The following is a 26869-nucleotide window of genomic DNA, read 5'->3' on the forward strand; positions in this document are numbered from 1 at the left end:
GAGAATAAAGCTCGCTCACTTTCCTAATGCCATTGCCCTCCCCGTCACAAATTGCAGCCAGGCATACACTCCGGTTTTTACCGTTTCAGCAACTGGCGAGTCCTTTGTCGGATCTAGACAGACAAAATCAATGTAGCGCACTTGCTCTCGCTTTCCGATTTCAATTAACGAATCGAACAGTTCAAACGTCGTCATACCGCCTGGCGTTGAGGCGGGAACGCCCGGAGCTTGCCCGATATCCAAAACATCCATATCCACAGTGACGTAAATCCGATCTACTTTTTCCGATAGACTATCTAGTGCATCATTGACTGCGACGGGAACACCTTTTTTCCTGGCGTTCTTTAATGTCACCATTTGAATCCTGTGCTCTTTGGCATAGTCGACCAGCGGACTCGCATTGAAATAGCCATGCAACCCAATGTTGTAAACATTGTCTCCTTTGACAATGCCACCGTCAAGGAGCTGTCGAATAGGGGTGCCGTTTGCAGGGCCGAGATCGGCCGGATTGCGAACGTCCAAATGGGTATCAAGCTGCAGGATGCCAATTTTTTCTTCCGGATTGGCATCTTTGATTCCGCGCACAGCACAGGCAGTTATTGAGTGATCTCCGCCAATAATACAAAGTGGCCTTTCAGGATATTTTTCGGAAAGATATGCTGCTGCCGCCTGAATACGGCTGTGCGATTCTAAAATATTGGTCGTATGCATGGCCACATCCCCGGCATCTGCCACATTAAACTTCGATAAATCAATGTCTTCATCAAGATTGTATGTTGCAAAATTTTTCCATATTTTCCGAAATTCATTTGGGTACAATGAGGCTCCCGATACACTAATGGAGGACCGGGAGAGGGGGGCTCCAAACAGGATCATATCCGGTGAATCCCCCTCATCCTTTAATGGCTGTACCCATTGATGAACAAACTCTTTTCTGCTTTCAAGAGCGTTCCAAGACCACTCCGGGGTTTGAAACCACTTTTTCTCCATCAGACACCACCACCTGAACACCTTTTTTCCACACAGACTTGACGTGATTCACACCAAATAAATATTGAAGTTCCTGATAGTTTTTCACATCCCATAGAACGACATCTGCAAGCTTTCCAACCTCCAGTGATCCAACCTGTCCCTGACGGTTAATAGCACAAGCGGCATTATATGTCGCTGCTGTCAAAGCTTCCGCCGGGGTCATCTGCATGGAAATGCAGGCAAGATTCATAACAAGTGGCATGGATGTTGTCGGCGATGAACCCGGATTGGCATCGGTCGAAATCGCCACGGCCACACCTTCATCAATCATAAAACGTCCAGCGGCGGCCTCCTCCCTCAAATAAAGCGCAGTGGCAGGAAGAAGACAGGCAATCGTACCAGATTTCGCCATCGCACGAATGCCTTCTTTGGATGCTTTCAACAAATGCTCAGCTGAGATGGCTCCGACTTTAGCAGCCAACTCAGCTCCGCCGTATGGCTCAATTTCATCCGCGTGGATTTTCGGAGTCAGCCCATAACGCTTGCCCGCTTCCAGAATCCGTTCCGACTGTTCAGGAGTATACACATCTTTTTCACAGAATACATCATTAAATTCTGCTAATTTCTCTTCTGCAACGACAGGAAGCATTTCTTCAATAACAACGTCGACAAATTCATCTTCGCGACCTTTATATTCCGTTGGAACCGCATGAGCGCCCATGAATGTTGGAACAAGATCAATTGGATGGATCTTTTGCAGTTTTTTCATGACACGAAGCTGTTTTAACTCCGTCTCTAAGTCCATTCCATACCCACTTTTCCCCTCAACCGTTGTTACCCCATGGGCAAGGAAGGAGTTCAGACGCTCTGCTGACTGCTCAATCAACTCTTTTTCTGAGGCTTCCCTTGTCATGCGGGTTGTGGCATGAATCCCACCACCCGCGTTCATAATTTCCATATATGTGGAGCCTTCAAGCCGCATTTCAAATTCCCGTTCACGACTGCCCCCGTAAACTACGTGAGTGTGGGGATCCACAAGGCCCGGGGTCACAAGATGCCCCGAGGCATCTACCACTTCCGCTTCTTGAGCTCGTGAAGCATATTGCTGTTCAAGCTCTACAGTTGTGCCCACTGCCTTTACGACACCGTCCTCAAGCCATAGACTCCCATCTTCAATTAATCCCAGTTCCGACATTGCCTCTTTTACCCGCGGCCCCTTTCCTTTTAAAGCTAGTGTCGCGAGCTGCGAGGCATGTTTAATCCAAATAGGCCTGGTCATATAACTTACTCCTTCCCTGCTTTTTTAGATCAAATGCGCCTTGGCGTATTTGCGCCCAGATTTTATCGAGCTCCGCTCGATAAATTTCCTCTGAAAATCTGTGGCATCCGCCGGAGGCTTTAACTTTATTCAGCCGGAGTTTGAACCCCCACTGAATGGAATACCAATAGGCATTCATCTCACCACCTACAGAAGTGGGAGACTTCTGCTAAATGAAGTTAAATAAGTACTAGGTCTTCTTCTTTCTCTTTCATCTCTTCATCCACTGTTACAATGGAGCGTTCCAATAACTCAGCCACATCCAATGTCTTCACTATATCCTCCATCTCTTTTGCCTTTACACCATCACTTAGCATCGTTAAGCAATATGGGCAGCCACTACCAATCACACCCGGGTTCGTTTCCAGTGCTTGTTCCGTACGGACAACATTGATTCGTTCTCCAACCTTCTCTTCCATCCACATCAACCCGCCGCCTGCTCCGCAGCACATCGCCGTTTCCCGATTTCTCTCCATCTCAACCAGTTTGACGCCAGGAATTCGCTTTAGAACTTCGCGGGCAGGGTCATACACGTCGTTATACCTGCCAAGGTAACAGGAGTCGTGGAAAGTGATGATTTCATTTACTTCCCTGATGGGCGTGATTTTTCCTTCCGTTAAAAGCTCATATAATAGTTCTGTGTGATGATAGACTTCTATGTCAGTCAGACCAAATTCAGGATATTCATTTTTAAACGTATTGTAAGCATGCGGGTCGATGGTGACGATTTTTTTGACATCATACTTTAGGAACATCTCAATATTTGCCCTTGCCAGCTCTTGGAATAAGAATTCATTTCCCATCCTTCTCGGGGTGTCGCCCGAATTCTTTTCCTTGTTGCCAATGATGGCGAATTTTACACCCGCTATATTCAAGATTTTCGCTAATGATTGTGCAATTTTCTGGCTTCTTTGATCATAAGAACCCATGGAGCCCACAAAGAATAAATACTCAAATTCTTCTCCCGATTTCTGCAGCTCTTTTACAGTCGGAGCATGAATATCCTCCCTGCCTTCGCGCCATTTTTCCCGGTCCTTTCGGTTTAATCCCCACGGATTTCCCTGGCGTTCGATGTTTTGGATGGCTCGCTGGGCATCCGGATCCATCTTCCCCTCCATTAAGATAAGATGTCTTCGCATATCGATGATTTTATCTACATGTTCGTTCATCACAGGACATTGATCTTCGCAGTTTCGGCACGTCGTACACGCCCAAATTTCTTCTTCTGTGATCACATCACCTATTAATGAAGTTTCATAGAATGAATCACTTCCTGTTTCTGCAGATTTTTTTGCCAGCATATTCCCCTGTGTATGACTGAAAGCATAAGCCGGTAGCCAGGGAGAAAGCGACGTAACAGCTGCTCCTTTCTCTATCAGGTGGTCCCGCAATTTAATGATTAAGTCCATGGGCGAAAGCAACTTTCCCGTTCCAGTTGCTGGACACATATTTGTGCAGCGGCCGCATTCCACACATGCATACAGATCGAGCAATTGTTTTTGGTTAAAATCTTCAATCGCCCCTACACCAAACACTTCCTGGGTCTCATCTTCAAAGTCAATAGAAGAAAGCTGGCCAACTGGATTTGTCCGACCGAGAAATACATTTACAGGCCCTGCGATTAAATGGAAATGTTTTGATTGCGGAATATAGACCAAAAATGTGAGCAATATGAAAAGATGCATCCACCAAAATACAAAGAACAAAATGGATGCAGTTGTTGGTCCGATACCTGACGATATGTAAGCAACGCCGGATGCAATCGGCTCAAATCCGGTTAGAGGCTTATCCAGCCAAATTATTTCCATCCCTTTTAGACCGATTTTGGAAACCATTAAACCACCGATGAAAATAAGGACAAGGCCCGCTTTCCATCCTCGCTGCAAGCGGACGAGCCTTTCCACATATCGCCGGTAAAAGGCCCACACAACGGCAATTAAAATCATGACAACAACAATTTCCTGGAAGAACGTAAAGTAGGGATAAGCGGCTCCAAAAGGAAGATGAGCTCCTGTGGAAAGCCCTTTTATTAAAACATCCAGAGCACTGAACTGAACGAGCAGAAATCCATAAAAAAACATGACATGGATAATACCGCTCTTTTTATCTTTTAAAATCTTTTTCTGACCGAATACATTTACCATAACTGCTTGGATACGTTCTTTCAGCTTATGGTTAAACTCTGCTTTTTTTCCTAGCTTAATAAATTCATAACGAGTTTTCAGCAGTGTAATAAAAAGGTAAATCCCATATCCTGTTACGGTTAAAAATAAAAACCGGTTGAGTAAAACTAGGTAATCCATTTGTTAAACTCCAGCAACTGCTAAATTTTGCTTAATCTCTTCTTTTAATAATGGGATTACTTCAAACAGATCACCCACGATACCATAATCAGCTATATCGAATATTGGTGCCTCCGGATCTTTGTTTACGGCTACAATCACTTTTGAGTTGGACATCCCTGCGATATGCTGGATCGCACCGGATATTCCAAAAGCAAAATATAAATCAGGTGTTACCACCTTACCTGTCTGTCCAATCTGCAATGAGTAATCACAATAACCCGAGTCACATGCCCCTCTGGACGCCCCTACTGCTCCACCAAGAAGATCCGCGAGGCTTTGAAGCAGTTCAAATCCTTCTTCTCCCTTCACCCCGCGTCCACCCGCTACGATGATCTTTGCCTCAGATAAATCTACTTTTCCTGCTGTTTTTTGCACGACTTCTTTGATCACCGTACGAATGTTTTTTATTTCAACGTCCAATGAAGAAGCTGTACCTGTTCTGGATTCGTCCTTTTCCAACTGTTTTATGTTGTTGGGGCGAATCGTGATGAACTGAAATCCATCCGTGAATTTTTTCTTTTCAAATGCCTTCCCTGAATAGATGGGCCGTGTACAGACCACTTTTTCTCCATTTGATTCAATGTTCACAATATCGGATATGAGACCTGCCTGGGTCTTTGCTGCAATTCTCGGAGAAACGTCTTTGCCTATAGCAGTATGGCCCATAATAAAACCATCCGGTTTCTCGGCCTCAATCACTTGTAAAAGAGCTTGTTGATAAGCATCTGTTGTATATTGATTCAATACTTCATTTTCCACTGTAACCACTCGATCGGCTCCATAGTGGTAAAGTGTTTCAATGAAGTTTGATACGTTTGTACCGAGTATGGCTGCGACTACTTCGCCACCATTGGACAGCTTTTTGGCTGCTGAAATTGCCTCAAAAGATACTTGACGTAATTCCCCGTTTCGGGTCTCACAAAATGCTAAAACTTTCCCCACCATGAATACCTCCGTTTATGAAATAACTTTTGCTTCCGATGTTAATAATGAAAGAAGTTCTTTTACTTGAGTCCGCAGTTCGCCTTCCAACATCTTTCCAGCCTGCTTGTCTGGTTTTGCAAAGACTTCAATCGTTTCCGTTTTCGTTTCTAGTTCGTTTTCATCTATATCCAGTTCGTCCCAATCCAATGTATACAATGGCTTTTTCTTAGCCTTCATAATACCTGGTAATGAAGGGTATCTTGGCTCATTCAATCCTTGTTGAGCAGTTGCCAATAAAGGTAAATCCAATTTCAAACGTTCCTCATCGCCTTCGACATCGCGCACAATCTCCGCTTTTCCATTCTCAATACAAAGCTCGGTGATTGCAGCTACCTGCACGATGCCCAGAAGCTCAGCAACACGGGGTCCCACTTGCCCGGAACCGCCATCAATGGCTACATTTCCTCCGAGAACAAGGTCAAATTCCTTGTCTTGAAGGTAGGCCGCGATCAAGGATGCCGTTGTCATCTGGTCCCCATCCTCTAGTTCCTCATCATTGATTAGAACGGCCTGATCACATCCCATCGCCAAAGCGGTACGAAGTTCTTTCTCCGCCTCCTCGTCTCCAACCGTCAAGACTGTCACCTGACCGCCATGTACGTCCCTTAGCTGAACCGCTTCTTCAATAGCGTATTCATCATAAGGGTTGATAATATATTCGGCATCAGTATCGACAATTTCTCCATTTTGAATGGAAAGCTTTTCTTCTGTATCAAAAGTTCGCTTCATCATTACAAATATATTCACCGATTTCACCCCATTGTTCTATGTGCTTCATACCTTCGTTTCTTCTTTCTTATAACTGGGACTTAATAACGAATTACGATATTGACTAGGTGTTTTACCGACGAGTGACTTAAATACCCGACTGAAATACCGCGAATCATTATAACCAACTTTATTGGCAATTTGATATACGGTGTAACTTAAATCCATTAACATCACTTTGGCTCTCTCGACCCTCAATTTTGAAATATATTCGACTAAAGCGCAGCCTGTTGTCTTTTTAAACATGTTGCTAAAATAGTTTGCGCTTAAACTTACATGGTTGGAGACCTCTTCCAATGTAATTTGCTGATCAAAATGTTGATCAATATAATTAATCGCTTTTTGCACTGACTTTAACATTTGTTTATTGTGGTTGATTAAAACTTGATCTAACATATTGTTTGTGACTTTTTCAAACCATTCCTTTATTTCCTTAATGTTTTCCAGTTTCTTTAATTGTCTGTCAAATTCAGCATGCATAGAAAAAATCTCTTTCGGTTTCGAACCGCCATGTATGGCTGCCCGAGCTAAAGTGGTCAAAATATCAATAATCTGCAGGTGGAATACTCGGGGATTCAAATGATCTTGAGAAAAGAGAAGCTCATTTAACTCAGTCAGTTCTTTTTGAACGCCTGCAAAATCTCCCATTGTGACTCTGGTTGCCAATCGGACAACATCATAGTTCAGAATGGTCTTATCTTCATTCACAAAAGGAGCTACGTCATCAATATGAATAACCGTATTTTTGCCTGTGAAGAATTTATTTTCCTGAGCGCGATATGCTTCTTGATATGACACGTGCAGATTTCTGGCATCTTCATAATAGTTTCCAATCCCAATCGTAATGCTGTAACCCGTGTGTAATTTTACAAAGTCCTTCATTTGTTCCGCCAAGGTTTTTGCATTTATTTTGTATTCTCTCTGGCTACTTTTCAGATGGCTTGCCAACAAGACAGCAATTTTATCAGCATCTGTTACTGCCACCAGCATTTCATTAACCGTCTCTGTTAAAAATCGTTGAATACCTTCGATGACCTCGTGGCGGATTGACTGTTCCCATTGTTTACTTTTGTTTTCAGACAATTTATAGAAGTCGTCTATGTGCATGACCATTGCTGTGTTCGGGACATCGGACAACCCAATGAACATGCATCGATCCCAAATTTCTTTTGAATGCTTGATACTCCCATAGAGTAGATCATACGCTAAACTACTTTTTAAATAAGAGGTGACCTTGCCGTTTAATGAAAAAGCATTTCTATCAATATCCGAGATTATCTCTTTTTTAAATCCATGAAGTAAATAGTAGATATTGTCATTTGTCAGTGGTTTTTGTAAATAGTCAATTGCCCCGGCTTTTAAAAACTCGCGCACTTCATTTACACCGGGATTTGACTTCATGAATACAAATCGGGTGCGATGAGCACGATTATTTTTTAAAATATGCAGTATCTCCCTTTCCAGACCCTCATCTGGGAAGGTTAAATCCAAATCTATGATTACTAGGTCATAATTGCTGAATGCGGTTATCATACCTTTGCCATTCGCTAAAGAACACGTATAAATTGAAAAGTGGAAATCACACTCATCATTTAGTTCCTGAACCATTTGTATCAATGTATCGTCGTTTGAGTAAATCAATAGACCATGGTTCACTGGACGACATCCTTTCATTTCTATAACGGTTTTTTGATCCCTAGTTTATCTACCATGGATTTGGCTGTCTCATATCCTGCATCTGCATGTCTGATAATACTTAGACCAGGGTCTATTGTAAGTAGTCGTTTCAACTTTTCATAAGAGTCAAGACTACCATCGACCACCGCCGTCATCCCGGAATGAATAGAGTTCCCAATCCCAACCCCTCCGCCATGCTGAATGCTGACCATGGATGCACCACCACTTGCATTTAGTAATCCGGCTAAAATAGGCCAGTCGGCGACGGCATCACTTCCATCCGGCATATTTTCAGTTTCTCTTGTAGGCGCCGACATCGTACTGCCTTCAGAATGATCACGTGTAATGGCTACAGGTGCGGACAATTGGCCTGAAGCTACCATATGATTTAGCAATTCTCCCAATTGACTTCTTTCTTGATAATCCAGCCAGCAGGTCCGAGCAGGCAATCCATAAAAATAAATCTTTTCTTGGACAAAATTAATCCATCTTTCGGTCCTTTTGTCAGCGGAAAATTCGTTTAGAATCATATCATCAATTTTGTATATGTCATTGGGATCCCCGGATAAAGCAATCCAGCGGCATGGTCCTCTTCCTTCACAATACAACGGCCTAATATATTCTGAGATAAAGCCTGGGAAGGAGAATGCATCTGAATATCCATGTTCCAATGCTTGCCCCCGAATATTATTGCCGTACTCAAAAACAATGGAACCCCGCTGTTGAAAGTTGTTCATCGATTTTACATGTCCAACAACTGATTCTGCAGCTAATTCCAAATAAGATTTAGGTTTTTTTCTTCTTAGAAAGTGAGCCTGCTCTAGGCTGAGGCCGCTGGGAACATAACCGTTTACCAGATCATGAGCTGCGGTTTGATCTGTTACAATATCAGGAGTAAACCCCTTCTTCAAACATTCAAAATACACATCCGATGCATTACCCAGGAGGGCAATCGCAAACGACTTTCCTTTAGCCGCAGCTTCTCTTGCAAGCGAAATTGCTTCGTCTACCGATGAAACCATTACATCACAATAATTATTTAGTAGGCGCCTTTTTATTTTTTCTTCGTTGACCTCTACAATAATCGATACTCCGCCGTGCATGGTTACAGAAAGGGGCTGGGCAGCACCCATCCCTCCCAAACCGGATGTAAGGACAATGCGGCCCGCTAGTGTACCATTAAAATAGCGATCAGCCACTTCTCCCATTGTTTCAAAGGTTGCCTGCAGGATCCCTTGAGCGCCTATATAAGCCCAAGATGCAGCTGTTGCCTGTCCATACATCGTTAAGTCTTTCTTTTCAAGTTCATTAAAAGCTTGCCAAGTCGCCCATTGGGGAACCACCATCGCAGCAGCTGACAGTACTCTTGGAAAAAAGGGGAACGTTCGAAAAGTTGCAACAGGCTTGCCAGACTGGATAAGCAATGTATGGTCTGGCTCGAGATGGGTAAGTTCATGGATAATTGCCTCCAGGGATTTTCTGTCCCGAACGGCCTTGCCTGTCCCGCCATAAACAATAAACTCTTGGGTATTTTCAGCCACTCTCGGGTCAAGGCTATTAAGTAATAACCGCAACAGTGCCTCTGTCTCCCAAGTTTTACATGTAATATCTATTCCAACAGGCGAATGAATCGTTCCCATCAACGGAATTGCCCCCTTCTTTTCCCCTTTTTTGCTGTTTGTCCCTAAAGGATTATTTAAACTTTTTGAATGTGTTCAACTATTTCAGCATAGGAATTTTAACGCCTTTCTTCTTGGCTACTTCAATGGCTTTACCATATCCTGCATCTGCATGACGTACAACTCCCATTCCAGGATCTGATACTAAAACCCTTTCGATCCTTTCAGCTGCCTGTTTTGTTCCATCAGCCACCAAAACTTGTCCGGCATGGATGGAGTACCCCATTCCAACTCCACCTCCATGGTGGACACTTACCCAGCTTGCTCCGCCGCAAGTATTGATAAGTGCGTTTAGGATTGGCCAATCAGCAACTGCATCACTTCCGTCTCTCATCGCTTCGGTTTCACGGTTTGGAGATGCAACGGATCCACAATCAAGATGGTCTCTTCCAAACACAACCGGTGCCTTTAATTCCCCGCTTGCCACCATCTCGTTTACTTTTAGGGCAAAGCGGTGACGATCTCCATATCCAAGCCAGCATATTCTTGCCGGTAAACCTTGCCACTTGACCATTTTTTGGGCCATATCAATCCAGTTGACCAAAGATTCATCTTCTTTAAACATCTGTTTAGCCAATTCATCTGTTTTATATATGTCCTCAGGGTCCCCGGACAAGGCTGCCCATCGGAAAGGTCCTTTCCCTTCACAGAACAAGGGGCGAATGTATGCTGGTACAAAACCGGGGAAATCAAATGCATTTTCAACACCCATCTTCTGAGCATTTGCCCGAATATTGTTGCCATAATCAAATGTTTCGGCTCCGGCTTTTTGGAAGCCAAGCATCGCTTCTACATGTACTGCCATGGATTCCATGGATTTTTGCTCGTATGCTTTTGAATCTCGTGTCCGTAATTCAAGCGCTTCATCATAAGACATGCCGTGAGGTACGTAACCGTTAATTGGGTCATGGGCACTCGTCTGGTCTGTGACAATATCCGGAATGATGCCTCTTTCAAGGAGTTCTGGATAAACATCCGCACAGTTCCCTACTAGCCCGATGGAAGCCGGCTCACCTTTTTCAGTAAACTTCTTAACCATTTTAAGCGCCTCATCCAAATTTTCTGCAAAATAGTCGCAGTATCCTTCTCTAATCTTTCTTTCAATACGTAGGCGATCTACTTCAACGACAAGAATAACCCCTTTTGCCATTTTTCCTGCCAATGGCTGGGCACCGCTCATTCCTCCCATACCGCCAGTTAGAATAAATCTTCCTGTTAAATCAGGAGTTCTAAATGCTTTTTTAGCTGCTTCTACAAAACTCAAATAGGTTCCTTGTAAGATTCCTTGGGCACCAATATAAATCCAGCTGCCTGCTGTCATCTGTCCATACATCATGAGTCCTTTATCCTCCAAGTCATAGAAGTGATCCCAGTTTGCCCAAGCAGGGACCAGATTGGAGTTGGCAATCAATACTCTCGGAGCCGTTTCATGTGTTCGAAATACACCTACTGGCTTTCCGGATTGTACAAGCAGTGTTTCATCGTTCTCAAGGTTTTTTAGAGATTCAACAATTGCCTCGTAACACTCCCAATTCCTTGCCGCTTTTCCAATTCCACCATAGACAACAAGCTCATCAGGTTTTTCTGCCACTTCCGGATCCAGATTGTTCATTAGCATACGAAGCGCTGCTTCCTGCTCCCACCCTTTACATATAAGCTCGTTTCCGCGGGCTGCTCTGATAACCCTCTTCGTTTGGTTTGTCATGATAAAGTTCCTCCTCTATTTTTTGATTATGTTTTTTTGTTTATCAACACTTTCTTGCGTTACTTTCCAAGCAAATGATGAGAAACAACCATTTTTTGTACTTGGGATGTTCCTTCGAAAATTTCCAATATACGCTGATCCCGGTAGAGACGCTCAATGGTATATTCCTTCATGTACCCATAGCCTCCATGGATCTGAACTGCTTTATGGACAATACGGTTAGATGCCTCGGAGGTAAATAATTTCGCAATTGAAGCTTCTTTCGACAGACGATATCCTTCCTTGTCTTTCAGGCTGGCCGCATAGTATGTATACAGACGCCCTATTTCAATGTCTGCTTCCATTTCAGCCAGCATCCATTGGATTCCCTGATATTTTGAAATAGGCTGATCAAACGCAATCCTTTCTTTTGAATAGGAAACGGCTTCATCCAATGCAGCTTGGGATAAACCGACAGCCATAGCGGCAATACCGATTCTTCCGCGGTCCACTACTTGCATCGCAAGCTTGAATCCGTCACCTTCTTCTCCGACAATATTTTCTTTTGGGATCCGGCATTGATCAAAAATAACCTCGTCGGTTCTGGCCCCTCGAATCCCCATCTTGTTATCCCCGGCTCCAAAGCTTAACCCGGGTGTATCTTTTTCAACAACAAAAGCGCTAATTCCCCTTGCTCCCAAAGCTGTATCCGTTTTGGCATACACAATGTATGTGTCTGCATACCCGGCGTTTGTTATAAATATTTTCGTACCATTGAGGACATACTCATCACCCTCTAAGCGAGCCGTAGTTTTCATAGATGATACATCTGTTCCTCCGCCAGGCTCAGTCAGGCAAAAGGCAAATAAGTGCTCTCCCGTAAATCCTGGAACTAAATATTTTTGCTTCATCTCTTCACTTGCACCTAGATATAAACTATCTGTTCCTAAATAATGGGCGGTTAAAATGGAACCGGTTGCAGCACATGCAGCAGTAATTTCTTCAACCGCAATTGCTTCGGAAATAGAGCCAGCTCCAACTCCTCCATATCCTTCTGGATAGGCAATCCCCATTAATCCTAGTTCTGCTAATTGTTTGATCGTTTCAGTAGGGAAACGGTTGTTTTCATCCAGTTCCGCTGCCTTTGGAGCTAAGACTTCCCTACTGAAATCGCTTACCATTTTCCTTATGCTCTGTTCTTCTTCTGTTAAACAAAAATCCATGTTTATCCCTCGCTTTTTAATCTATTCCTACTTTTAACAATCTCTTTTTAATCTCATCATTGTGTTCACCCAGCAGAGGGGGAGCTTTGTCAATGGATGGAGGAGTTAGTGATAATTTCACTGGATTTCCTGGAACTTTCATTGGCCCTGCAATCGGATGATCTACTTCTACCAGCATTTCTCGTATTTTTGTATGCTCATCTTCCACAACGTCTTTAATGCTGTTGATTCGTGAACATGGAACTCCTGCTTCGTTCATTGAGTTTTCTGCTTCTTCCACCGTGTAAGAAGAGAGCCATTCTTCTATAATCTCTTTTAATTCTTTTTCATGTTCAGTTCTTAGGCTATCAGTTACGAATCTCGGATCATCAATCAGTTCAGGTCGCTCTACTACATGACAAAGCCGAGCAAAGAGTGGATCGTTTGCAATGGCGATGACTATATAGCCATCTTTTGCTCCATAAATATCAAACGGTGTACTAATTGGATGCCGACTTCCAATTCTTGATGGAACAATCCGGTCCACAGTGTACCTTAGGACATTTGTTTCAAGCATAGCAAAGATGCTATCCATCATTGCTATATCCAAAAATTGACCCTCTCCGGTTCTCTCACGGTGATATAGAGCGACCATGGTTCCAAACGCGGCATATAACGCAGCACTCATATCCCCTAAAGAGGATCCTGTTCTGGTCGGTGGATTATCAGGATGACCGGTAATGCTAGTCATTCCTCCCATAGCCTGAGCCACCAGATCATAGGCCGGGCGTTGACTGTACGGACCGAATTGGCCAAATCCAGAAATCGATGTATACACCAACTGAGGGTTTAACTCTTTTAATGTCTCATAATCCAGGCCTAGCTTTTTCATTACTCCAGGCCTAAAATTTTCCACAATTACATCTGTCTCTTTGACCAATTGAAGTAGTTGCTCTTTGTCCACTTCATCCTTCAAATTTAACTCGATGCTTTTTTTCCCACGATTCAAAAAACCAAAATAAGCGCTTTCATCATTTTGAAAAGGGCCAAAATGTCTTGTATCATCCCCTGATCCGGGTTTTTCAATCTTCAATACATCAGCACCCAGGTCTGCAAATAACATGGTACAGTATGGGCCAGCCAGTACTCTGCTGAAATCTAATACTTTTATATTTTCCAATGGCCGTTTCAATGAGTTTCCTCCTCCTTTTCCCCTGTATCCACATTATGGCAAGGGCATTATTTGTGAACCAGTCGTATTTTCTATGAAATAGTGGATTATTCTTCGATTGGATATGTAAAAAATCAACCATCCACCTAAAAAACGACTTGATGGAATCTCTAACTCTAGTATAAAAAGAAATCTTTCAGAAAAAACAGGCTAATTTGCTTTGAAATAGTGCACTTTTTTAAGATTCAAACAAAAGAAACTGAACCTTTAATACACCGAAGTCCTAAACGTAGAATATTCACTTATTTCGATAATTTATGAACTTACATTACACAATATCTATTTTTATACTTAATTAGAATATTAAAAATACATAGGCATCAAGTAAGAGGAAATTCAAAAATGATAGCGCTTTAAAATGGTTTTTCTTCGTCTTCCCTTCGATCACGGTCAATTTTTTTAAAAGGAGTTGTAAATATGATAAATTCATCTATGAAAAGAGAGTTAGAGGTTCCACAAGATGCTCATCCAATTAAAACTGCTTCATCCCCAGCAAATAAATTTAAATTTTTCGGTTATAGCAGTATCGGTATTTTTATGTTCTTTATTCCAATCTCCATTAACGGAAAATCATCTATTATGCTTGACCATATCGTTACCAGTATTTCAAGTATAAGCTCCAAAATGGTAACGATTTATGCCCTGCTGATATTACTTGCAGGTGCTTTATATCCATTTATTAATAAGTCTTGGAATCAAAATATCACAAATATCATATTTTCTATTTTAAAGTTATTGGGTCTTGTATTTGGTTCCATGATAGTTTTTAATATAGGCCCGGCTTGGTTGTTTGACCCCGACATGGGCCCATTCTTGATGGAAAAGTTAATTAAACCGGTGAGTCTCCTCGTTCCCATCGGTGCTGTTTTTCTTGCTTTATTAGTCAGTTACGGCCTCCTGGAATTTGTCGGAGTATTTATGCAGCCCGTTATGAGACCTATTTTCAAAACACCGGGACGATCAGCCGTCGACGCAGTAGCCTCGTTTGTCGGTAGCTACTCGATCGGTCTGTTAGTAACCAATAGAATATTCAACGAAGGGAAGTATACAATTAGAGAAGCGGCTATCACTGCGACAGGATTTTCTACCGTTTCGGTCACTTTTATGGTTGTCATTGCCAATACATTAGACCTGATGCCTGTCTGGAATTTATATTTTTGGATCTCCCTCATTGTTACGTTTACCGTGACTGCCATTACGGTCAGAATTTGGCCTTTAAACAAAATGAGCAATGAGTATATAAATGGAGAAGGTCAGCCGGAACAACTTATAAAAAAGGATCGTCTGAAACATGCATGGAGAGATGCTATGAATACGGCTGACGCCACTCCAGGACTATTGAAAAACATTTCTATTAATCTTAAAGATGGTCTTTTGATGACCATGAGCATCTTACCTAATATTATGTCTGTTGGTCTGCTCGGTCTCGTATTAGCTACGTACACACCTTTATTTGATTGGGTTGGTTATATTTTCTATCCTATCACATGGGGCTTGCAACTCCCTGAACCGTTAATTACAGCGAAAGCAGCCGCCATATCCATTTCGGAGATCTTTTTACCTGCACTGCTTGTTGTAGAAACACAATTGATCACAAAATTTATTGTTGCTGTTTTATCTGTTTCATCCATTTTATTTTTTTCAGCCATCATCCCATGTATCTTGGCCACGGATATACCCATCAGCGTACCGAAATTAGTAGTTATTTGGTTTGAACGAGTAGTATTGACATTACTAATCATTACTCCGATCGCCTTTTTATTATTTTAGTGATCCTTGCCAAACTATCAAATAGAAGACTACTAATTAAATAAGAACCTCTTTTTTCTGGATTTCTAGAATTCCCTAAAATCTGGTGGAGAGTAACAGCCCTTTCCACCGGATTTTTCATTCTATACTCTAAAGGTGAATCCCCCCTTTCATTTCCAAATCAAATGCGCCTTGGCGTATTTGCGCCCAGATTTTTTCGAGCTCTGCTCGATAAATTTCCTCTGAAAATCTGAGGCATCCGCCGGAAGCTTTAACTTTATTCAGCCGGGGTTTAAACCTCCACTGAATGAATACCAATATGCAGTCATCTCACCACTTACTGAAGTGGGAGACTTCTGCTGAATGAAGTTAAACTAGTTTTTTTGGTGGTGAAGTTGGTGGAGTATTAGGGAAAAAGGAAGCTATCTTTTCCTAGACGCTTTCCTATTGTAACTACTATACTAAGCTACTTGATGGTTACACTTAGAACAACTATTCCTAAATTATTACGTAGCCAGTTTAAATACATATATAGAAGACAAATGGTTTATTTAAAGAATGGTGATAAAAAGAAAGGCGATTAAATGAGTGATAAAATGTATGAAGTGAATATATTCATCGAAGCTATTACATTTTCATGAGTCTATATAAGGTGAACGAAAGATTTGCGGTTTATTCTGGACAGTATCCTGCGAACTTCGGACGGTATTTTCATATTCTATATAGTTTGAACGGAAAATCTTTGATTGATTAAGGAACTGAATCTAAGCTTGTGTAACAGTTACATGAGAAACTTTAATTCAACTTATATAGTATCGAAAACTGGGCCAATTAACCATGATTGCCCATTTTTGAATGACGTTCGCATCTAATAGATGAACGTGTTCCTGAATGAGTTTTTTATGCTAAAATTAGACGATAGAAATCCGTTATAATTAAGAATTTAGAGTGGACTTCCACACCTTAATAATAACGTTTTTCGTATTATTGTTAATGAAAATTAAGTCGTTTTTCATTAATAATCCACATAAATTAATTAAATTTTCCAAAGTCTTTAAATGAATAGCTAGAGAGTCTATACCCTCATTTCAAACTGTTAAATAAAGGAATCTTTGTAAGTTATGTCGAAATTTCTTGGTATGATGCGTATTAAAAAGAAAAGCTCACTACAATATTTACTTATTTTTATATCGATTCTTATCATTCTCTTATCCTTGCGTTTTGCATGGTCCAATCTGTTCTATACATCGAAGCAGCCTCAAGTCATTAATGGGGTAATGGACCTGCGTGGCATTGATTTGGAAAACTCCCCTTCCTTCTATTTGGACGGTGAATGGGAGTTTTACCCTGGAGCATTTATTTCTGGAGAGGATATCCAATCGAAACATTATACTTCCCGTAAAATTCATGTTCCTGGAGACTGGGGAAAAACGTTGAATGGTCACTCCAATTCTTCATACGGGTACGGGACGTACCGTTTGCGCATTCTAATTGATCCAGTTGTTGCCCCCCTTGGGTTCTGGTTTCAACAATTAGAAGCCTCATCCCGAGTCGAATTAAACGGACAAGTTGAGAGCAACATTGGCAAGCCTGCAAAGAAAGTGAGTGAATATATACCAAGTAATATCTCTTATACTGCGACTTATACGCAGGTAGGCACAGAAGAAATCGAGCTGATGATCCAAGTATCCAATTTCGACAATCCTTTTAATGGGGGTATCTTAAGTTCCATCCGTTTTGGCTCTCAGGCTTCGATTGATTACGTGCGTTGGTATTCCATCGGCTTTCAGCTCACTACATTTCTTATTCTAATGCTTCACGGCTTATATGCTTGTATTCTTTATTTTTTTAATCGGAATGAACGAGCATTGTTCATGGTATTTCTACTCATGTTGACAACTGGAATAGCTATTATGGTCGGTCATGACAACATCCTTTTACTCTGGCTGCCCTTAAATTACTCGTGGGCACTTAAAATCAAACTGCTCTCTCTTCTATGGGGGATCCTTTTAACTCTTCTTATTTTCAGAAGGTTTGCATCGGTTTCGCAGCAAAATAGATGGATAAGGATATACATCTATTCGTTAATCGGACTTACAGGATTTTTATTCGTCTCACCTGCTTCTTGGGTAAATGGAATATTCCATTACAACATTTTTAATATATTTTATGGAATTCCACTTGCTTGGTTTATTTATACAATAGGAACGATGATTTTTAAGAATCAAACATCTAAGGATATTATATTTTTACTCTTATCCGCAGCAGGCATCCTATCTAACTTAATTTGGAGCCTATTGGATCACCATATGAATATCACCACGGTTTATTATCCAATTGATATTATTGTGGCTATTACAGGGTTTTCATCGTATTGGTTCAAACAATACTTTCGCAAAGCAAATGAGAATGCTGAGCTGACTGAAAAATTACAGAGATCCAACAAGCTAAAGGACCAGTTCCTTGCTAATACATCGCATGAACTGAGAACGCCGCTGCATGGTATTATGAACATTGCACAAACCATTGTTACAAAGGAAAAAAGCAGGATGGACACAAGTAGCGTTAAGGATATGGAGTTACTTGTTTCGGTAAGTAGCCGCATGTCTTATATGCTGGATGACCTTCTAGATGCTGCACGTCTTCGGGAACATCGCATTGTACTGCAACAAGCTCCTTTGCAAATTCAATCTATCGTTCCTGGTGTTATAGCTATGTTGGAATATATGGCTAAAGATAAGTCAGTCCAGCTAAATGTAAATATTTCTGGTTCAATGCCCGCAGTTCTAGCAGATGAGAAAAGATTGGTACAAATTTTGTATAACTTATTGCATAACGCCCTCAAGTTTACAGAAAAAGGAACAATCTCTATTTCCGCCGAGATAAGAAATGGACATGCAATGATACAAATCTCTGATACAGGTGTAGGCATGGATGAGGAGACTTTGAAAAAGTTATTTCTTCCTTATGAACAAGGAGCATATGGCATTAATGATGGTAGAGGGATTGGCCTGGGCTTAAGCATTAGCAAGCAATTGGTAGAATTGCATGGCGGTACTTTAACTGTTAGCTCAACACTTGGTAAAGGATCCGTTTTCAGTTTTGATCTTCCGTTAGCGGAAGTGTCGGACATATCGAACACTATGTCATCAAAACAAACGAAGCAACCTTATTCAATAGAAGATTGGCCTGAGGATGAGTCTCCCGGGTTCCTCTTCTCTGACACAGCCATCAATGAACTAGCCGTTACTGAAGCTATACCGCCATTATTAGTTAACAGTAAAGTGAACATTCTTGTAGTGGATGATGATCCCATTAATTTGAAAGTGCTTGTAAGCATCCTTTCTACAGATTCGTACCATATCACCACGGTTCACTCACCCCACGAAGTACTGGAGTTACTAGATACAAAGCAGTGGGACCTGGTGATTGCTGATGTCATGATGCCGCACATGTCCGGATACGAATTAACAAATAGAATAAGGGAGCGATACTCCTTATCCGAACTTCCGATTTTACTGTTGACTGCTAGAAGTCAAGTTACCGATATCTATACTGGATTTTCTTCAGGAGCAAACGACTATGTTACCAAGCCTGTAGACGCTCTGGAACTAAGGTTCCGAATCAGATACTTAATTACGCTAAAGCAATCCATAAATGAGCGGCTACGGATGGAAGCTGCCTATTTACAAGCCCAGATTCACCCCCATTTTCTGTTTAACACTCTTAATTCCCTTATGGCACTCAGCGATATTGATCCAGAGAGGATGAGAGATCTTGGAGATGCCTTCGCATCCTATTTGCGGATTAGTTTTAACTTCCTCAACACAGGGGAATTGGTTGAGCTTGAGCATGAATTAAAGCTTTCCGAAGCATATCTGTATATTGAAAAGGAACGTTTCGGCAATAGATTGTCTATTGTATGGGAGGTCGAGCCCGATATAACCTTGCGTCTTCCGCCCCTTTCCATACAGCCTTTGATTGAAAATGCTGTTAAACATGGACTCCTCAGCCAAATTCAAGGGGGAACGCTCCATATTCGAATTGCTCGATGTCAGGAAAATTTTACGCTAATTGAAGTAAAAGATGATGGCATAGGAATGGAACAAGAAAAGGTTAGTCAACTGTTAAACCCATCCATAAAGGGAACTAGTGGGATTGGACTTTCCAATACGAACAGACGTCTAACACAATTATACGGCAGTGGCTTGTCGATTATAAGCAAGCCCCATGAAGGAACGACTGTATCCTTTATGATTCCAAATTCACATAGTTAGTGCTTAAAATAGGCTTGGCAAACATTTTTTAAGTAGATTTGCCAAGCCTTTATGTTCGCGGCGACTCCTTGAAAAATATTGCTTACTCCCATTTACGGGTATATACTAGCATTATTCACTTTTATAAAGAGGGTTAAAAATGACAAATATGAATGAATGCTATTGCGTTAATTTACGGACTGCTGCTCGAAGAGTGAGTGGATATTATAATGCTGCTCTTAAACCATTGAACATTAATGTTGCACAATTTAGTATGTTGAGAAGGATTCACCGACATCATCAACTCTCCATTACTAAAGTAGGTGAAGTGTGCGAATTAGATCGCTCAACAGCTGGACGTAACCTGAAGGTTTTGGAAAAAATGGAATTAGTTACATTCAGCTCTGCTAAAGACAAAAGAGAAATGTTAGTCTCTTTGTCCATTAAAGGTCTTGATGTTCTTGAAAAAGGAAACATTATGTGGAAACAGGCACAAAAAAACATAGAAGAGAAATTAGGCGGAGAAGAAAAAGCTAATAGCTTATTAGAATTATTAAAAACACTGTGAGCATTTTTAACGATAAAACGGGTATATACCCGTTTTCGAAGGGAGTTTCTTATATGCGTAAAATTCACTATAGTTGGATTATTTTATGTCTGATGTTCTTTTCTATTATTGTTGCTGGCATTATTCGTTCTTCAGCCGGAGTTTTTGTTATTCCCTTCGAAAATGATTTTGGTTGGAATCGAAGCACGATATCTTTTGCATTTGGACTGAGTCTATTAATATATGGTTTATCGGGGCCCTTTATGGGAGCACTTGTTCAAATTATTGGTCTTAAGAAAATGATTTTAATATCTATGGGAACGCTTATGGTTGGTTTATTTTCTTCCCTATTTATGACAGAGACGTGGCATTTAGTTATAATTTGGGGCATTCTGATTGGTGGAGGCTCCTCCTTATTCTTAACAGTTCTTAGTCCAATCATAGCTAATCGTTGGTTTGTAAAACGAAGAGGTTTAGCCGTAGGCGTACTCACTGCAAGTACAGCAACGGGACAATTAGTACTACTTCCAGTTATTGCTTATCTTGTAGAAAAAAGCAGTTGGCGTGCTTCTATTGTCCTTATATTGATTTTAAGTATTGTTACAATCCTATTAATGATATTTTTTATGAAAGAATCACCAAAGAGTATGGGTATATCTCCATATGGTGGAGAGAGCATTCACTCTTCGGAACCAGAAAATAATAAGATTGATAGAAACCCGTTTCGATTAGCAATATCCGTATTATTTAATGCTTTTTCCTACAAAGAGTTTTGGTTACTTGCTGGCAGTTTCTTTGTATGCGGGTTATCTACTTCAGGATTAATTGGTACTCACTTCGTTTCATATTGTATAGGGTTTGGATTTGCAGCAGTAACAGCAGCATCCATGTTGTCTTTTATGGGCATTTTTGACTTAGTAGGGACCACCTTGTCTGGATGGTTATCTGATCGCTTTGATAATCGTTGGTTACTATTTTGGTATTATACATTGCGAGGAATTTCACTAATCCTCTTACCCATCGCTCTTTTTGAAGGTTCATTTAATTTACTCCTCATTTTTGCTGTTTTCTATGGACTTGATTGGATTGCCACAGTACCACCGACAGTCAATATTGCTAGAAATATATTCGGTTTAGAGAAAAGCGTCATCATTTATGGTTGGATCTCCGCCGCTCATCAAATTGGAGCAGCTGTAGCTGCATTTGGTGGAGGAGCTATCTTTGAACGCTATGATACCTATACAAGTGCTTTTATTGGAGCAGGTATATTATGCTTATTTGCAAGCTTATGTGTCATTGTCATTCGAAAACAACATGGGAAAACGCTGATAGCTAAATAATGGAATTTCTAAAGAGATGTTGAGGCCTTTGCGGAGGGAAGTTTTTCCTTCCCACATATAACTATTTATATCATCGTAATCTACTATGTAAATGGTTCTTCGAAAGCAGGCGCAACATGCCAAATACTCAATACCATCAAGCCACTTTAAAGGTTTACAGTTACTTCTGTTTCCTTACCAAGTAGATTTAATTATTTCTCATTTAAAAACTCGAAAAAAAAACAAATTGGGCTCATTCCCATTAAAGCGCGTGAATGAGCCCTTTGATATATATCAAATGCGCCAAGGCGCATTTGTGCCCAGATTTTATCGAGCTCTGCTCGATAAAACTCCTCTGAAAATCTGAGGCATCCGCCGAGAGGCTTTAACTTCATTCAGCCGGGGTGTGAACCCCCACTGAATGGAATACCAATATGCATTCATCTCACCACTTACTGAAGTGGGAGACTTCTGCTGAATGAAGTTAAAATGCGTAATGAACGTATACTATTTCTTTCAGTTAGTTACTCCCGGTCTCCATACCCACACTATCTTAAGTGCTTATACAAAAGCACATTAACAAATTACTCGAAAGTTTGTTTTAACGTTATGGTTATTTCAGTTCCTTTTCCGAGGTCACTTTGGACTTGAATAACACCTTTATGCAAATCTATGATTTTTTTCATAACGAGCTTAAAGATGGGGTTTTAAGTTATCTTGAGTAAAAACGTGTATAAAAACTACCGTTCATGTCTCTGTTGACTTTTTTAAAAAAAAGCATGTTCTTTGATCTGATTATCTAAAGGGAGTTTTATGCAACACAAATGTATTTATTTAAAAATGCAACAAAATTCTTTCCCAGCTCACGGCAGACCTCTATATCTTCCTGATCTGGCGTTAACTCAACTTTTAATCCCTCTGAGTACACTTGTGCTCCTCTTACTTCTAACTTTTCGATTAAAATATCCACCGCTGCACCATATTGCGGAAAGGCTGAATTACAAGAACCAAAAACAGCTGCTTTCTTTCCTGTTAAATGAACATTATCCATCTCTTCATAAAAATCCAAAAATTCATCAGGCAATTCTCCGTCAGCCCATGTGTAAGTCCCCAGCAAAATCCCATCATAATTCTCTAGATCAGTCGCCTCTAGACCATCCATTATATTTATAATGTCTAATTTTCCCTCTACCTCTCTTATACCCTCAGCAATTGCCTCTGCCATCATTTCTGTATTTCCACTCATGCTTGTAAAAATCAAAATGATCTTTGACATTTTTACTCCCCTTCAAATAATCATAATCAAAAAAACTATAATATATTTTTAAGTGCTTTAAAGATTGAACACCAAGAACGCTTAGCATAAAAAATGGGAATAGCCTGCTTTTTGGCTCGCTGTTTGATCATTGTTGATAGATTATGATTCACATAATCCGTTAACACTAGAATATAACTTGTATTTTCCGGTATGGACATTTTGACCATTTTTGCTTTTCTCCCGTTAATATGTAGGACTTCATCAAATCCTAGGGACGATAATTTTTCAGGTATAATACCTAAATGATCCGCCCCTACAATAAGTAAAGAGCGCATTATTCCTCCTCCATAACTATAATTATTATCAAATGCGCCTTGGCGTATTTGCGCCCAGATTTTAACGAGCTCCGCTCGATAAACTTCCTCTGAAAATCTGTGGCATCCGCCGCAGGCTTTGACTTTATTCAGTTTGAACCCCCACTGAATGGAATACCAATATGCATTCATCTCACCACTTACAGAAGTAGGAGATTTCTGCTGAATGAAGTTAAATCTTTCTACCATCATTTGAGTCGTGGCATAGACAATGAGTCATACCGCTGTCATAGTCTTACCAACAAACTCTTCACCGTCATGAAACCACCACTCCTTACACAAATAACGACTTTAGTATCCTATCTTCATTTCGTTTGATTTTCTTTAGGTTGTTCTCAATTACCTAAATGAGAACCATTATCAGTATCTATTTTTATTTTAATTGAAAATGATTCTCATTGTCAATAGGTATTTTCATTTTGTTTCATAATAAATAATTATCCCAGTTTATTTAAATTTCGAACAAATTCTATGTCACAGACAAGTAATCCCCCAACCACCCTAGCCACTACCTGTGGCCCTGGCGATTGAGGGATTACTTTTTCTTACCTAAGATTAAGCTGGCCACTCTTCTTCGGCCAATTATTTGCCTATAGGTATTACCAGTACTAGACCTTACTTTATTGAACTAATAGTCTTCAATAAATTGGAGATAAGAGTCTTTACGATTCTCATGCAAAGCTTCAAATAGCCCGATAATGAAGGAACAAAAATGAGAAAAACAGATACAAACAGCTTATTTTTTCTTAAACTCACATAGCCCTTTAGTTAGGCAGGTTGTGCGGATAGGGCAATTCCTTTCCAGATTCCTCGGCCCTAATTTGGTACTAATAGAACAGCTATAATCATATTCTTATAAAAGGAAACAATAAGAAGGAGTGTAAAGTTAGTTGATAAAAGTTAAGGTTAGTTTACGGCCCATTGTAGGTAAGCTAAATTTACCCACTGTTTTGAAAACAGCTATACTTCCAGGTGACTCATTTGAAAGTTTATTTATTGCAACTCAGGTAGGAGAGATCTTTTACATAGGGAACGGAAGTTTACGGACTTTTTTAGATATTCGCCCGCGAATCTTAAAACTAGGTACTTCTGAACCAGGGGTTTCTGGTCGCGGATATGATGAACGGGGATTAATTGGACTAGCATTTCACCCTTATTTTTATTATAACGGTCTGTTTTATCTTCATTATTCAGTAGCTGGAACACAAGGTCCAGGTGCTCTTTCTGAACGTTTTAAGCCTAACCCGTGTGATCCCAAAACTTTAAACCTAAGATGGATCAATAGAGAAACCCACTATGATCACATTGATACAGTTGAAGAATGGTTTTTACGATCGAATGGTCAACCTCAAAAACGCCGGACGTTACTTAACTTAAGAAGACCATTTTTTAATCATAATGGTGTCAATAGCTTAAATTTTTCACCTGAAACCGGAAAACTTGTTTTAACTACCGGGGATGGTGGATCAGGATATGACCCATTTAATTTAAGCCAGAATGATATGGAAATTGCCGGTAAAATAATCGAAATTGATGTAGGTAAAAATACATTTTTCAATAATCCAACCGTCGTCACACGTTTTAATGAACTTCCCGTAACTATTCAGGAAACACTTACAGTCATTGCCAAAGGGGTTCGCAATATACCAGGTATTTCATTTCAAAGGGTGAATAATCAATATATCAAATATGTGGGAAATGTTGGACAGGATATAGTAGAGTCGATTTTTTCATTCGTTTATTATAAACCAATACCGGTTACTCAGCTTATTCAAGCTTCTTTAATGAAATCTGAACCTGACCAAGAAGGATTTATTAACTTTGGCTGGCGAGGGTGGGAAGGTGCTTTTCCTACTTCGTTTATAATGGGCTGCTCTTCAAATCCGACTTTGGATGAGAAAACAATTGCTTATTACAATGAAGCAGTACAAACTTCAGTAAAGCGTCTTCAGCCTTTAACTAGTTATTTTCAGAAAGATCCCCGACCCGATAAATTTGGAGGAACTGCACTGACAGGAGTGCAAGCCTATATGGGGAATGGAATCCCCGATTTAAAGGGAAGTGTTGTTTTTACTGATCTTGCCCGGAATGAAGAATCTCAACCTCCGGTTAGAGGGGTTTTAGCTTATACCAGGGTAGGAACAGATAGTAAACTAAATGATTTTAGTGTTATTAATATCGATTATAATTTTGGGTCTCAATCAGCTTATTATGTTAGTTTGGGAACGAATCTGGATCAAACCACACTATTTTTAGGTGTTTATGGGTCTATGAAAGCCACTGATTTTAACAAAGGTACTGTTTTTGAAATTGTTCCAGATTCAAAACAATAATACCTGATAAATCTTTTTCATGGATTTAATTGAATCAAAATATAAAACTAACAAGTGCTTAATCATGCTCCCGTTTGATTTTTTTCCTGCAATTTAGCCCGAACACGAACACATTGAATTCATTCAAATTCTTACGGATATTATCTTGCTTGTCCTCGTGAGATAACTATCCGCCTTTGAAAAAGTTATATCCTGCGGACTTCTTGTACAAGTTTGGACTAATAAAGATGTTATAAGAACAAGTGTTGTAATTAATTGTGAATCAAATGCGCCTTGGCGTATTTGCGCCCAGATTTTATCGAGCTTCGCTCGATAAATTTCCTCTGAAAATCTGTGGCATCCGCCGGAGGCTTTAACTTTATTCAGCCGGGGTTTGAAACCCCACTGAATGGAATAACAATATGCATTCATCTCACCACTTATAAAAGTGGGAGACTTCTGCTGAATGAAATTAAATGAATATAGGCGTTTTATGTGAAGTTTCTTATGCCAAGAAAAAAAGATGGACATACAAAAAAGGTATGTAAGAAGGAGCAACTTATGTATTGGTTTTGCATTTTATCAGATGAACCATACAAGCTTCACAATTATTTAAAAACATTTCCTCATTCTAAAAAGCTCGTATTAACCGCCTTTCTTTCAGCTCTTGCAGCTATCCTACAGTCAGCTGGAAACCTTCTGCCAGGTGTCGGGTATTTAATTAGTCCTTTTGCTACAGCTCCTATTTTGATGTGTACCTTGATATCTATTCCCTTTGGACTTCAAAGTTACGTTTTAACGTTTCTATTAATAATTCTAATCCAACCTAGCGAATTTTTCGTTTTCCCGTTTACAACCGGGCTTATAGGTTTAGGAATCGGCATAGCGCTTCTCATTTTAAAAAGACGAATCTACATCATCGTTTTTACGTCTTTATTATTGTTGGGTGGAATTGGTTTCCTTTTATATATTGTCCATTTCCCTATTTTAGGACCAATCGCCAGTACATCTCTTTCATTAAAGGTTTTTGGTTTTATTTACATTTTTTCTTTTATATATAGCTGGGGATGGGTTGAATTAAGCAGGTTTATTTTTAAGAAATGGTATAAATTGATTGAAAAAAATAAGTAAGCAAGTTTGGGCGCATAAGAAATGCGCTCTTCCTCATGTAAGGTCTAAATAGTTTAATAAGAT

21 protein-coding genes are annotated in these 26869 nt (G+C 40.3%); 6 read left to right on the top strand and 15 right to left on the bottom strand.

What is annotated here, in order from left to right; translation table 11 throughout:
• Positions 1 to 15: 15 nt before the first annotated feature.
• The 11 genes from D5F11_RS10395 to D5F11_RS10445 all read right to left on the bottom strand — a co-directional run bounded on the left by D5F11_RS10395 (position 16) and on the right by D5F11_RS10445 (position 13821).
• On the bottom strand, positions 16 to 990 hold the full coding sequence (locus tag D5F11_RS10395) for an agmatinase family protein (protein WP_120115862.1): 975 nt from the start codon (positions 988 to 990) through the stop codon (positions 16 to 18).
• Positions 941 to 2251: an imidazolonepropionase gene (gene hutI, locus D5F11_RS10400; RefSeq protein ID WP_120115861.1), complete on the bottom strand. Its 1311-nt coding sequence runs from the start codon at positions 2249 to 2251 to the stop codon at positions 941 to 943. The genes D5F11_RS10395 and hutI overlap by 50 nt, the downstream gene beginning before the upstream one ends.
• Positions 2229 to 2429 carry a hypothetical protein gene (locus tag D5F11_RS10405; protein WP_120115860.1) on the bottom strand — a complete coding sequence of 67 codons (201 nt, stop codon included), beginning with the start codon at positions 2427 to 2429 and terminating at the stop codon, positions 2229 to 2231. The genes hutI and D5F11_RS10405 overlap by 23 nt, the downstream gene beginning before the upstream one ends.
• Positions 2430 to 2469: 40 nt before the next feature.
• Positions 2470 to 4593 (bottom strand): heterodisulfide reductase-related iron-sulfur binding cluster, encoded by a 2124-nt coding sequence (locus tag D5F11_RS10410; protein WP_120115859.1) that lies wholly within the window; start codon positions 4591 to 4593, stop codon positions 2470 to 2472.
• Between the two features lie 3 nt (positions 4594 to 4596).
• A complete protein-coding gene (locus D5F11_RS10415) occupies positions 4597 to 5580 on the bottom strand; it encodes an electron transfer flavoprotein subunit alpha/FixB family protein (RefSeq protein WP_120115858.1) in 984 nt (327 codons plus the stop codon).
• A 12-nt stretch (positions 5581 to 5592) separates the two neighbouring features.
• Positions 5593 to 6366 carry an electron transfer flavoprotein subunit beta/FixA family protein gene (locus D5F11_RS10420; RefSeq protein WP_120115857.1) on the bottom strand — a complete coding sequence of 258 codons (774 nt, stop codon included), beginning with the start codon at positions 6364 to 6366 and terminating at the stop codon, positions 5593 to 5595.
• Positions 6367 to 6393: 27 nt separating this feature from the next.
• A complete protein-coding gene (locus D5F11_RS10425; RefSeq protein WP_185830625.1) occupies positions 6394 to 8043 on the bottom strand; it encodes an AraC family transcriptional regulator in 1650 nt (549 codons plus the stop codon).
• 20 nt (positions 8044 to 8063) lie between these two features.
• Entirely contained in the window at positions 8064 to 9704 is a 1641-nt protein-coding gene (gene hutU, locus D5F11_RS10430; protein WP_120115855.1) for a urocanate hydratase, read from the bottom strand.
• 79 nt (positions 9705 to 9783) lie between these two features.
• Positions 9784 to 11448, bottom strand: a complete 1665-nt coding sequence (gene hutU, locus D5F11_RS10435; RefSeq protein WP_120115854.1) for a urocanate hydratase — start codon at positions 11446 to 11448, stop codon at positions 9784 to 9786.
• Between the two features lie 59 nt (positions 11449 to 11507).
• On the bottom strand, positions 11508 to 12650 hold the full coding sequence (locus D5F11_RS10440; protein ID WP_120115853.1) for an acyl-CoA dehydrogenase family protein: 1143 nt from the start codon (positions 12648 to 12650) through the stop codon (positions 11508 to 11510).
• 16 nt (positions 12651 to 12666) lie between these two features.
• Positions 12667 to 13821, bottom strand: a complete 1155-nt coding sequence (locus D5F11_RS10445; protein ID WP_120115852.1) for a CaiB/BaiF CoA transferase family protein — start codon at positions 13819 to 13821, stop codon at positions 12667 to 12669.
• Positions 13822 to 14277: 456 nt separating this feature from the next.
• Between D5F11_RS10445 and D5F11_RS10450 the strand changes: the two genes are divergently transcribed.
• Positions 14278 to 15630 (top strand): YjiH family protein, encoded by a 1353-nt coding sequence (locus D5F11_RS10450; RefSeq protein WP_244862018.1) that lies wholly within the window; start codon positions 14278 to 14280, stop codon positions 15628 to 15630.
• Positions 15631 to 15759: 129 nt separating this feature from the next.
• On the opposite strand, the gene D5F11_RS26320 is transcribed toward D5F11_RS10450, so the two are convergent.
• Entirely contained in the window at positions 15760 to 15927 is a 168-nt protein-coding gene (locus tag D5F11_RS26320) for a hypothetical protein (protein ID WP_185830626.1), read from the bottom strand.
• A gap of 803 nt (positions 15928 to 16730) precedes the next feature.
• Between D5F11_RS26320 and D5F11_RS10455 the strand changes: the two genes are divergently transcribed.
• From D5F11_RS10455 to D5F11_RS10465, 3 genes are all read left to right on the top strand, one after another.
• Positions 16731 to 19886, top strand: coding sequence for an ATP-binding protein (locus D5F11_RS10455; protein ID WP_120115851.1), 3156 nt, complete (start codon positions 16731 to 16733; stop codon positions 19884 to 19886).
• 139 nt (positions 19887 to 20025) lie between these two features.
• On the top strand, positions 20026 to 20433 hold the full coding sequence (locus tag D5F11_RS10460) for a MarR family winged helix-turn-helix transcriptional regulator (RefSeq protein WP_212950731.1): 408 nt from the start codon (positions 20026 to 20028) through the stop codon (positions 20431 to 20433).
• A 53-nt stretch (positions 20434 to 20486) separates the two neighbouring features.
• Positions 20487 to 21752 (top strand): MFS transporter, encoded by a 1266-nt coding sequence (locus tag D5F11_RS10465; RefSeq protein ID WP_120115850.1) that lies wholly within the window; start codon positions 20487 to 20489, stop codon positions 21750 to 21752.
• 790 nt (positions 21753 to 22542) lie between these two features.
• Here the strand turns inward: D5F11_RS10465 and D5F11_RS10475 are convergent.
• Both D5F11_RS10475 and D5F11_RS27920 read right to left on the bottom strand, forming a co-directional pair.
• Positions 22543 to 23007, bottom strand: coding sequence for a flavodoxin (locus D5F11_RS10475; RefSeq protein ID WP_120115848.1), 465 nt, complete (start codon positions 23005 to 23007; stop codon positions 22543 to 22545).
• 35 nt (positions 23008 to 23042) lie between these two features.
• A complete protein-coding gene (locus tag D5F11_RS27920; protein WP_313433049.1) occupies positions 23043 to 23495 on the bottom strand; it encodes a DUF2325 domain-containing protein in 453 nt (150 codons plus the stop codon).
• 758 nt (positions 23496 to 24253) lie between these two features.
• On the opposite strand from D5F11_RS27920, the gene D5F11_RS10485 reads away from it, so the two are divergent.
• Entirely contained in the window at positions 24254 to 25696 is a 1443-nt protein-coding gene (locus tag D5F11_RS10485; RefSeq protein WP_120115847.1) for a PQQ-dependent sugar dehydrogenase, read from the top strand.
• Positions 25697 to 25819: 123 nt separating this feature from the next.
• On the opposite strand, the gene D5F11_RS10490 is transcribed toward D5F11_RS10485, so the two are convergent.
• Positions 25820 to 26107 (bottom strand): hypothetical protein, encoded by a 288-nt coding sequence (locus tag D5F11_RS10490; protein WP_126646555.1) that lies wholly within the window; start codon positions 26105 to 26107, stop codon positions 25820 to 25822.
• Between the two features lie 75 nt (positions 26108 to 26182).
• On the opposite strand from D5F11_RS10490, the gene D5F11_RS10495 reads away from it, so the two are divergent.
• Positions 26183 to 26806 (top strand): hypothetical protein, encoded by a 624-nt coding sequence (locus D5F11_RS10495; protein ID WP_245998177.1) that lies wholly within the window; start codon positions 26183 to 26185, stop codon positions 26804 to 26806.
• Positions 26807 to 26869 lie beyond the last annotated feature (63 nt).

This window comes from Siminovitchia terrae (assembly GCF_003605405.2).
GTDB classification, from domain to species: Bacteria; Bacillota; Bacilli; order Bacillales; family Bacillaceae_C; genus Siminovitchia; species Siminovitchia terrae.

What these genes read in the sequence shown, in the direction of transcription:
- D5F11_RS10395 (WP_120115862.1), bottom strand. Translation starts at nt 990, where the DNA reads ATGGAGAAAAAGTGGTTTCAAACCCCGGAGTGGTCTTGGAACGCTCTT.
- hutI (WP_120115861.1), bottom strand. Translation starts at nt 2,251, where the DNA reads ATGACCAGGCCTATTTGGATTAAACATGCCTCGCAGCTCGCGACACTA.
- D5F11_RS10405 (WP_120115860.1), bottom strand. Translation starts at nt 2,429, where the DNA reads ATGAATGCCTATTGGTATTCCATTCAGTGGGGGTTCAAACTCCGGCTG.
- D5F11_RS10410 (WP_120115859.1), bottom strand. Translation starts at nt 4,593, where the DNA reads ATGGATTACCTAGTTTTACTCAACCGGTTTTTATTTTTAACCGTAACA.
- D5F11_RS10415 (WP_120115858.1), bottom strand. Translation starts at nt 5,580, where the DNA reads ATGGTGGGGAAAGTTTTAGCATTTTGTGAGACCCGAAACGGGGAATTA.
- hutU (WP_120115855.1), bottom strand. Translation starts at nt 9,704, where the DNA reads ATGGGAACGATTCATTCGCCTGTTGGAATAGATATTACATGTAAAACT.
- hutU (WP_120115854.1), bottom strand. Translation starts at nt 11,448, where the DNA reads ATGACAAACCAAACGAAGAGGGTTATCAGAGCAGCCCGCGGAAACGAG.
- D5F11_RS10440 (WP_120115853.1), bottom strand. Translation starts at nt 12,650, where the DNA reads ATGGATTTTTGTTTAACAGAAGAAGAACAGAGCATAAGGAAAATGGTA.
- D5F11_RS10450 (WP_244862018.1), top strand. Translation starts at nt 14,278, where the DNA reads ATGATAAATTCATCTATGAAAAGAGAGTTAGAGGTTCCACAAGATGCT.
- D5F11_RS10455 (WP_120115851.1), top strand. Translation starts at nt 16,731, where the DNA reads ATGTCGAAATTTCTTGGTATGATGCGTATTAAAAAGAAAAGCTCACTA.
- D5F11_RS10460 (WP_212950731.1), top strand. Translation starts at nt 20,026, where the DNA reads ATGACAAATATGAATGAATGCTATTGCGTTAATTTACGGACTGCTGCT.
- D5F11_RS10465 (WP_120115850.1), top strand. Translation starts at nt 20,487, where the DNA reads ATGCGTAAAATTCACTATAGTTGGATTATTTTATGTCTGATGTTCTTT.
- D5F11_RS10475 (WP_120115848.1), bottom strand. Translation starts at nt 23,007, where the DNA reads ATGTCAAAGATCATTTTGATTTTTACAAGCATGAGTGGAAATACAGAA.
- D5F11_RS27920 (WP_313433049.1), bottom strand. Translation starts at nt 23,495, where the DNA reads ATGAATGCATATTGGTATTCCATTCAGTGGGGGTTCAAACTGAATAAA.
- D5F11_RS10490 (WP_126646555.1), bottom strand. Translation starts at nt 26,107, where the DNA reads ATGAATGCATATTGTTATTCCATTCAGTGGGGTTTCAAACCCCGGCTG.
- D5F11_RS10495 (WP_245998177.1), top strand. Translation starts at nt 26,183, where the DNA reads ATGCCAAGAAAAAAAGATGGACATACAAAAAAGGTATGTAAGAAGGAG.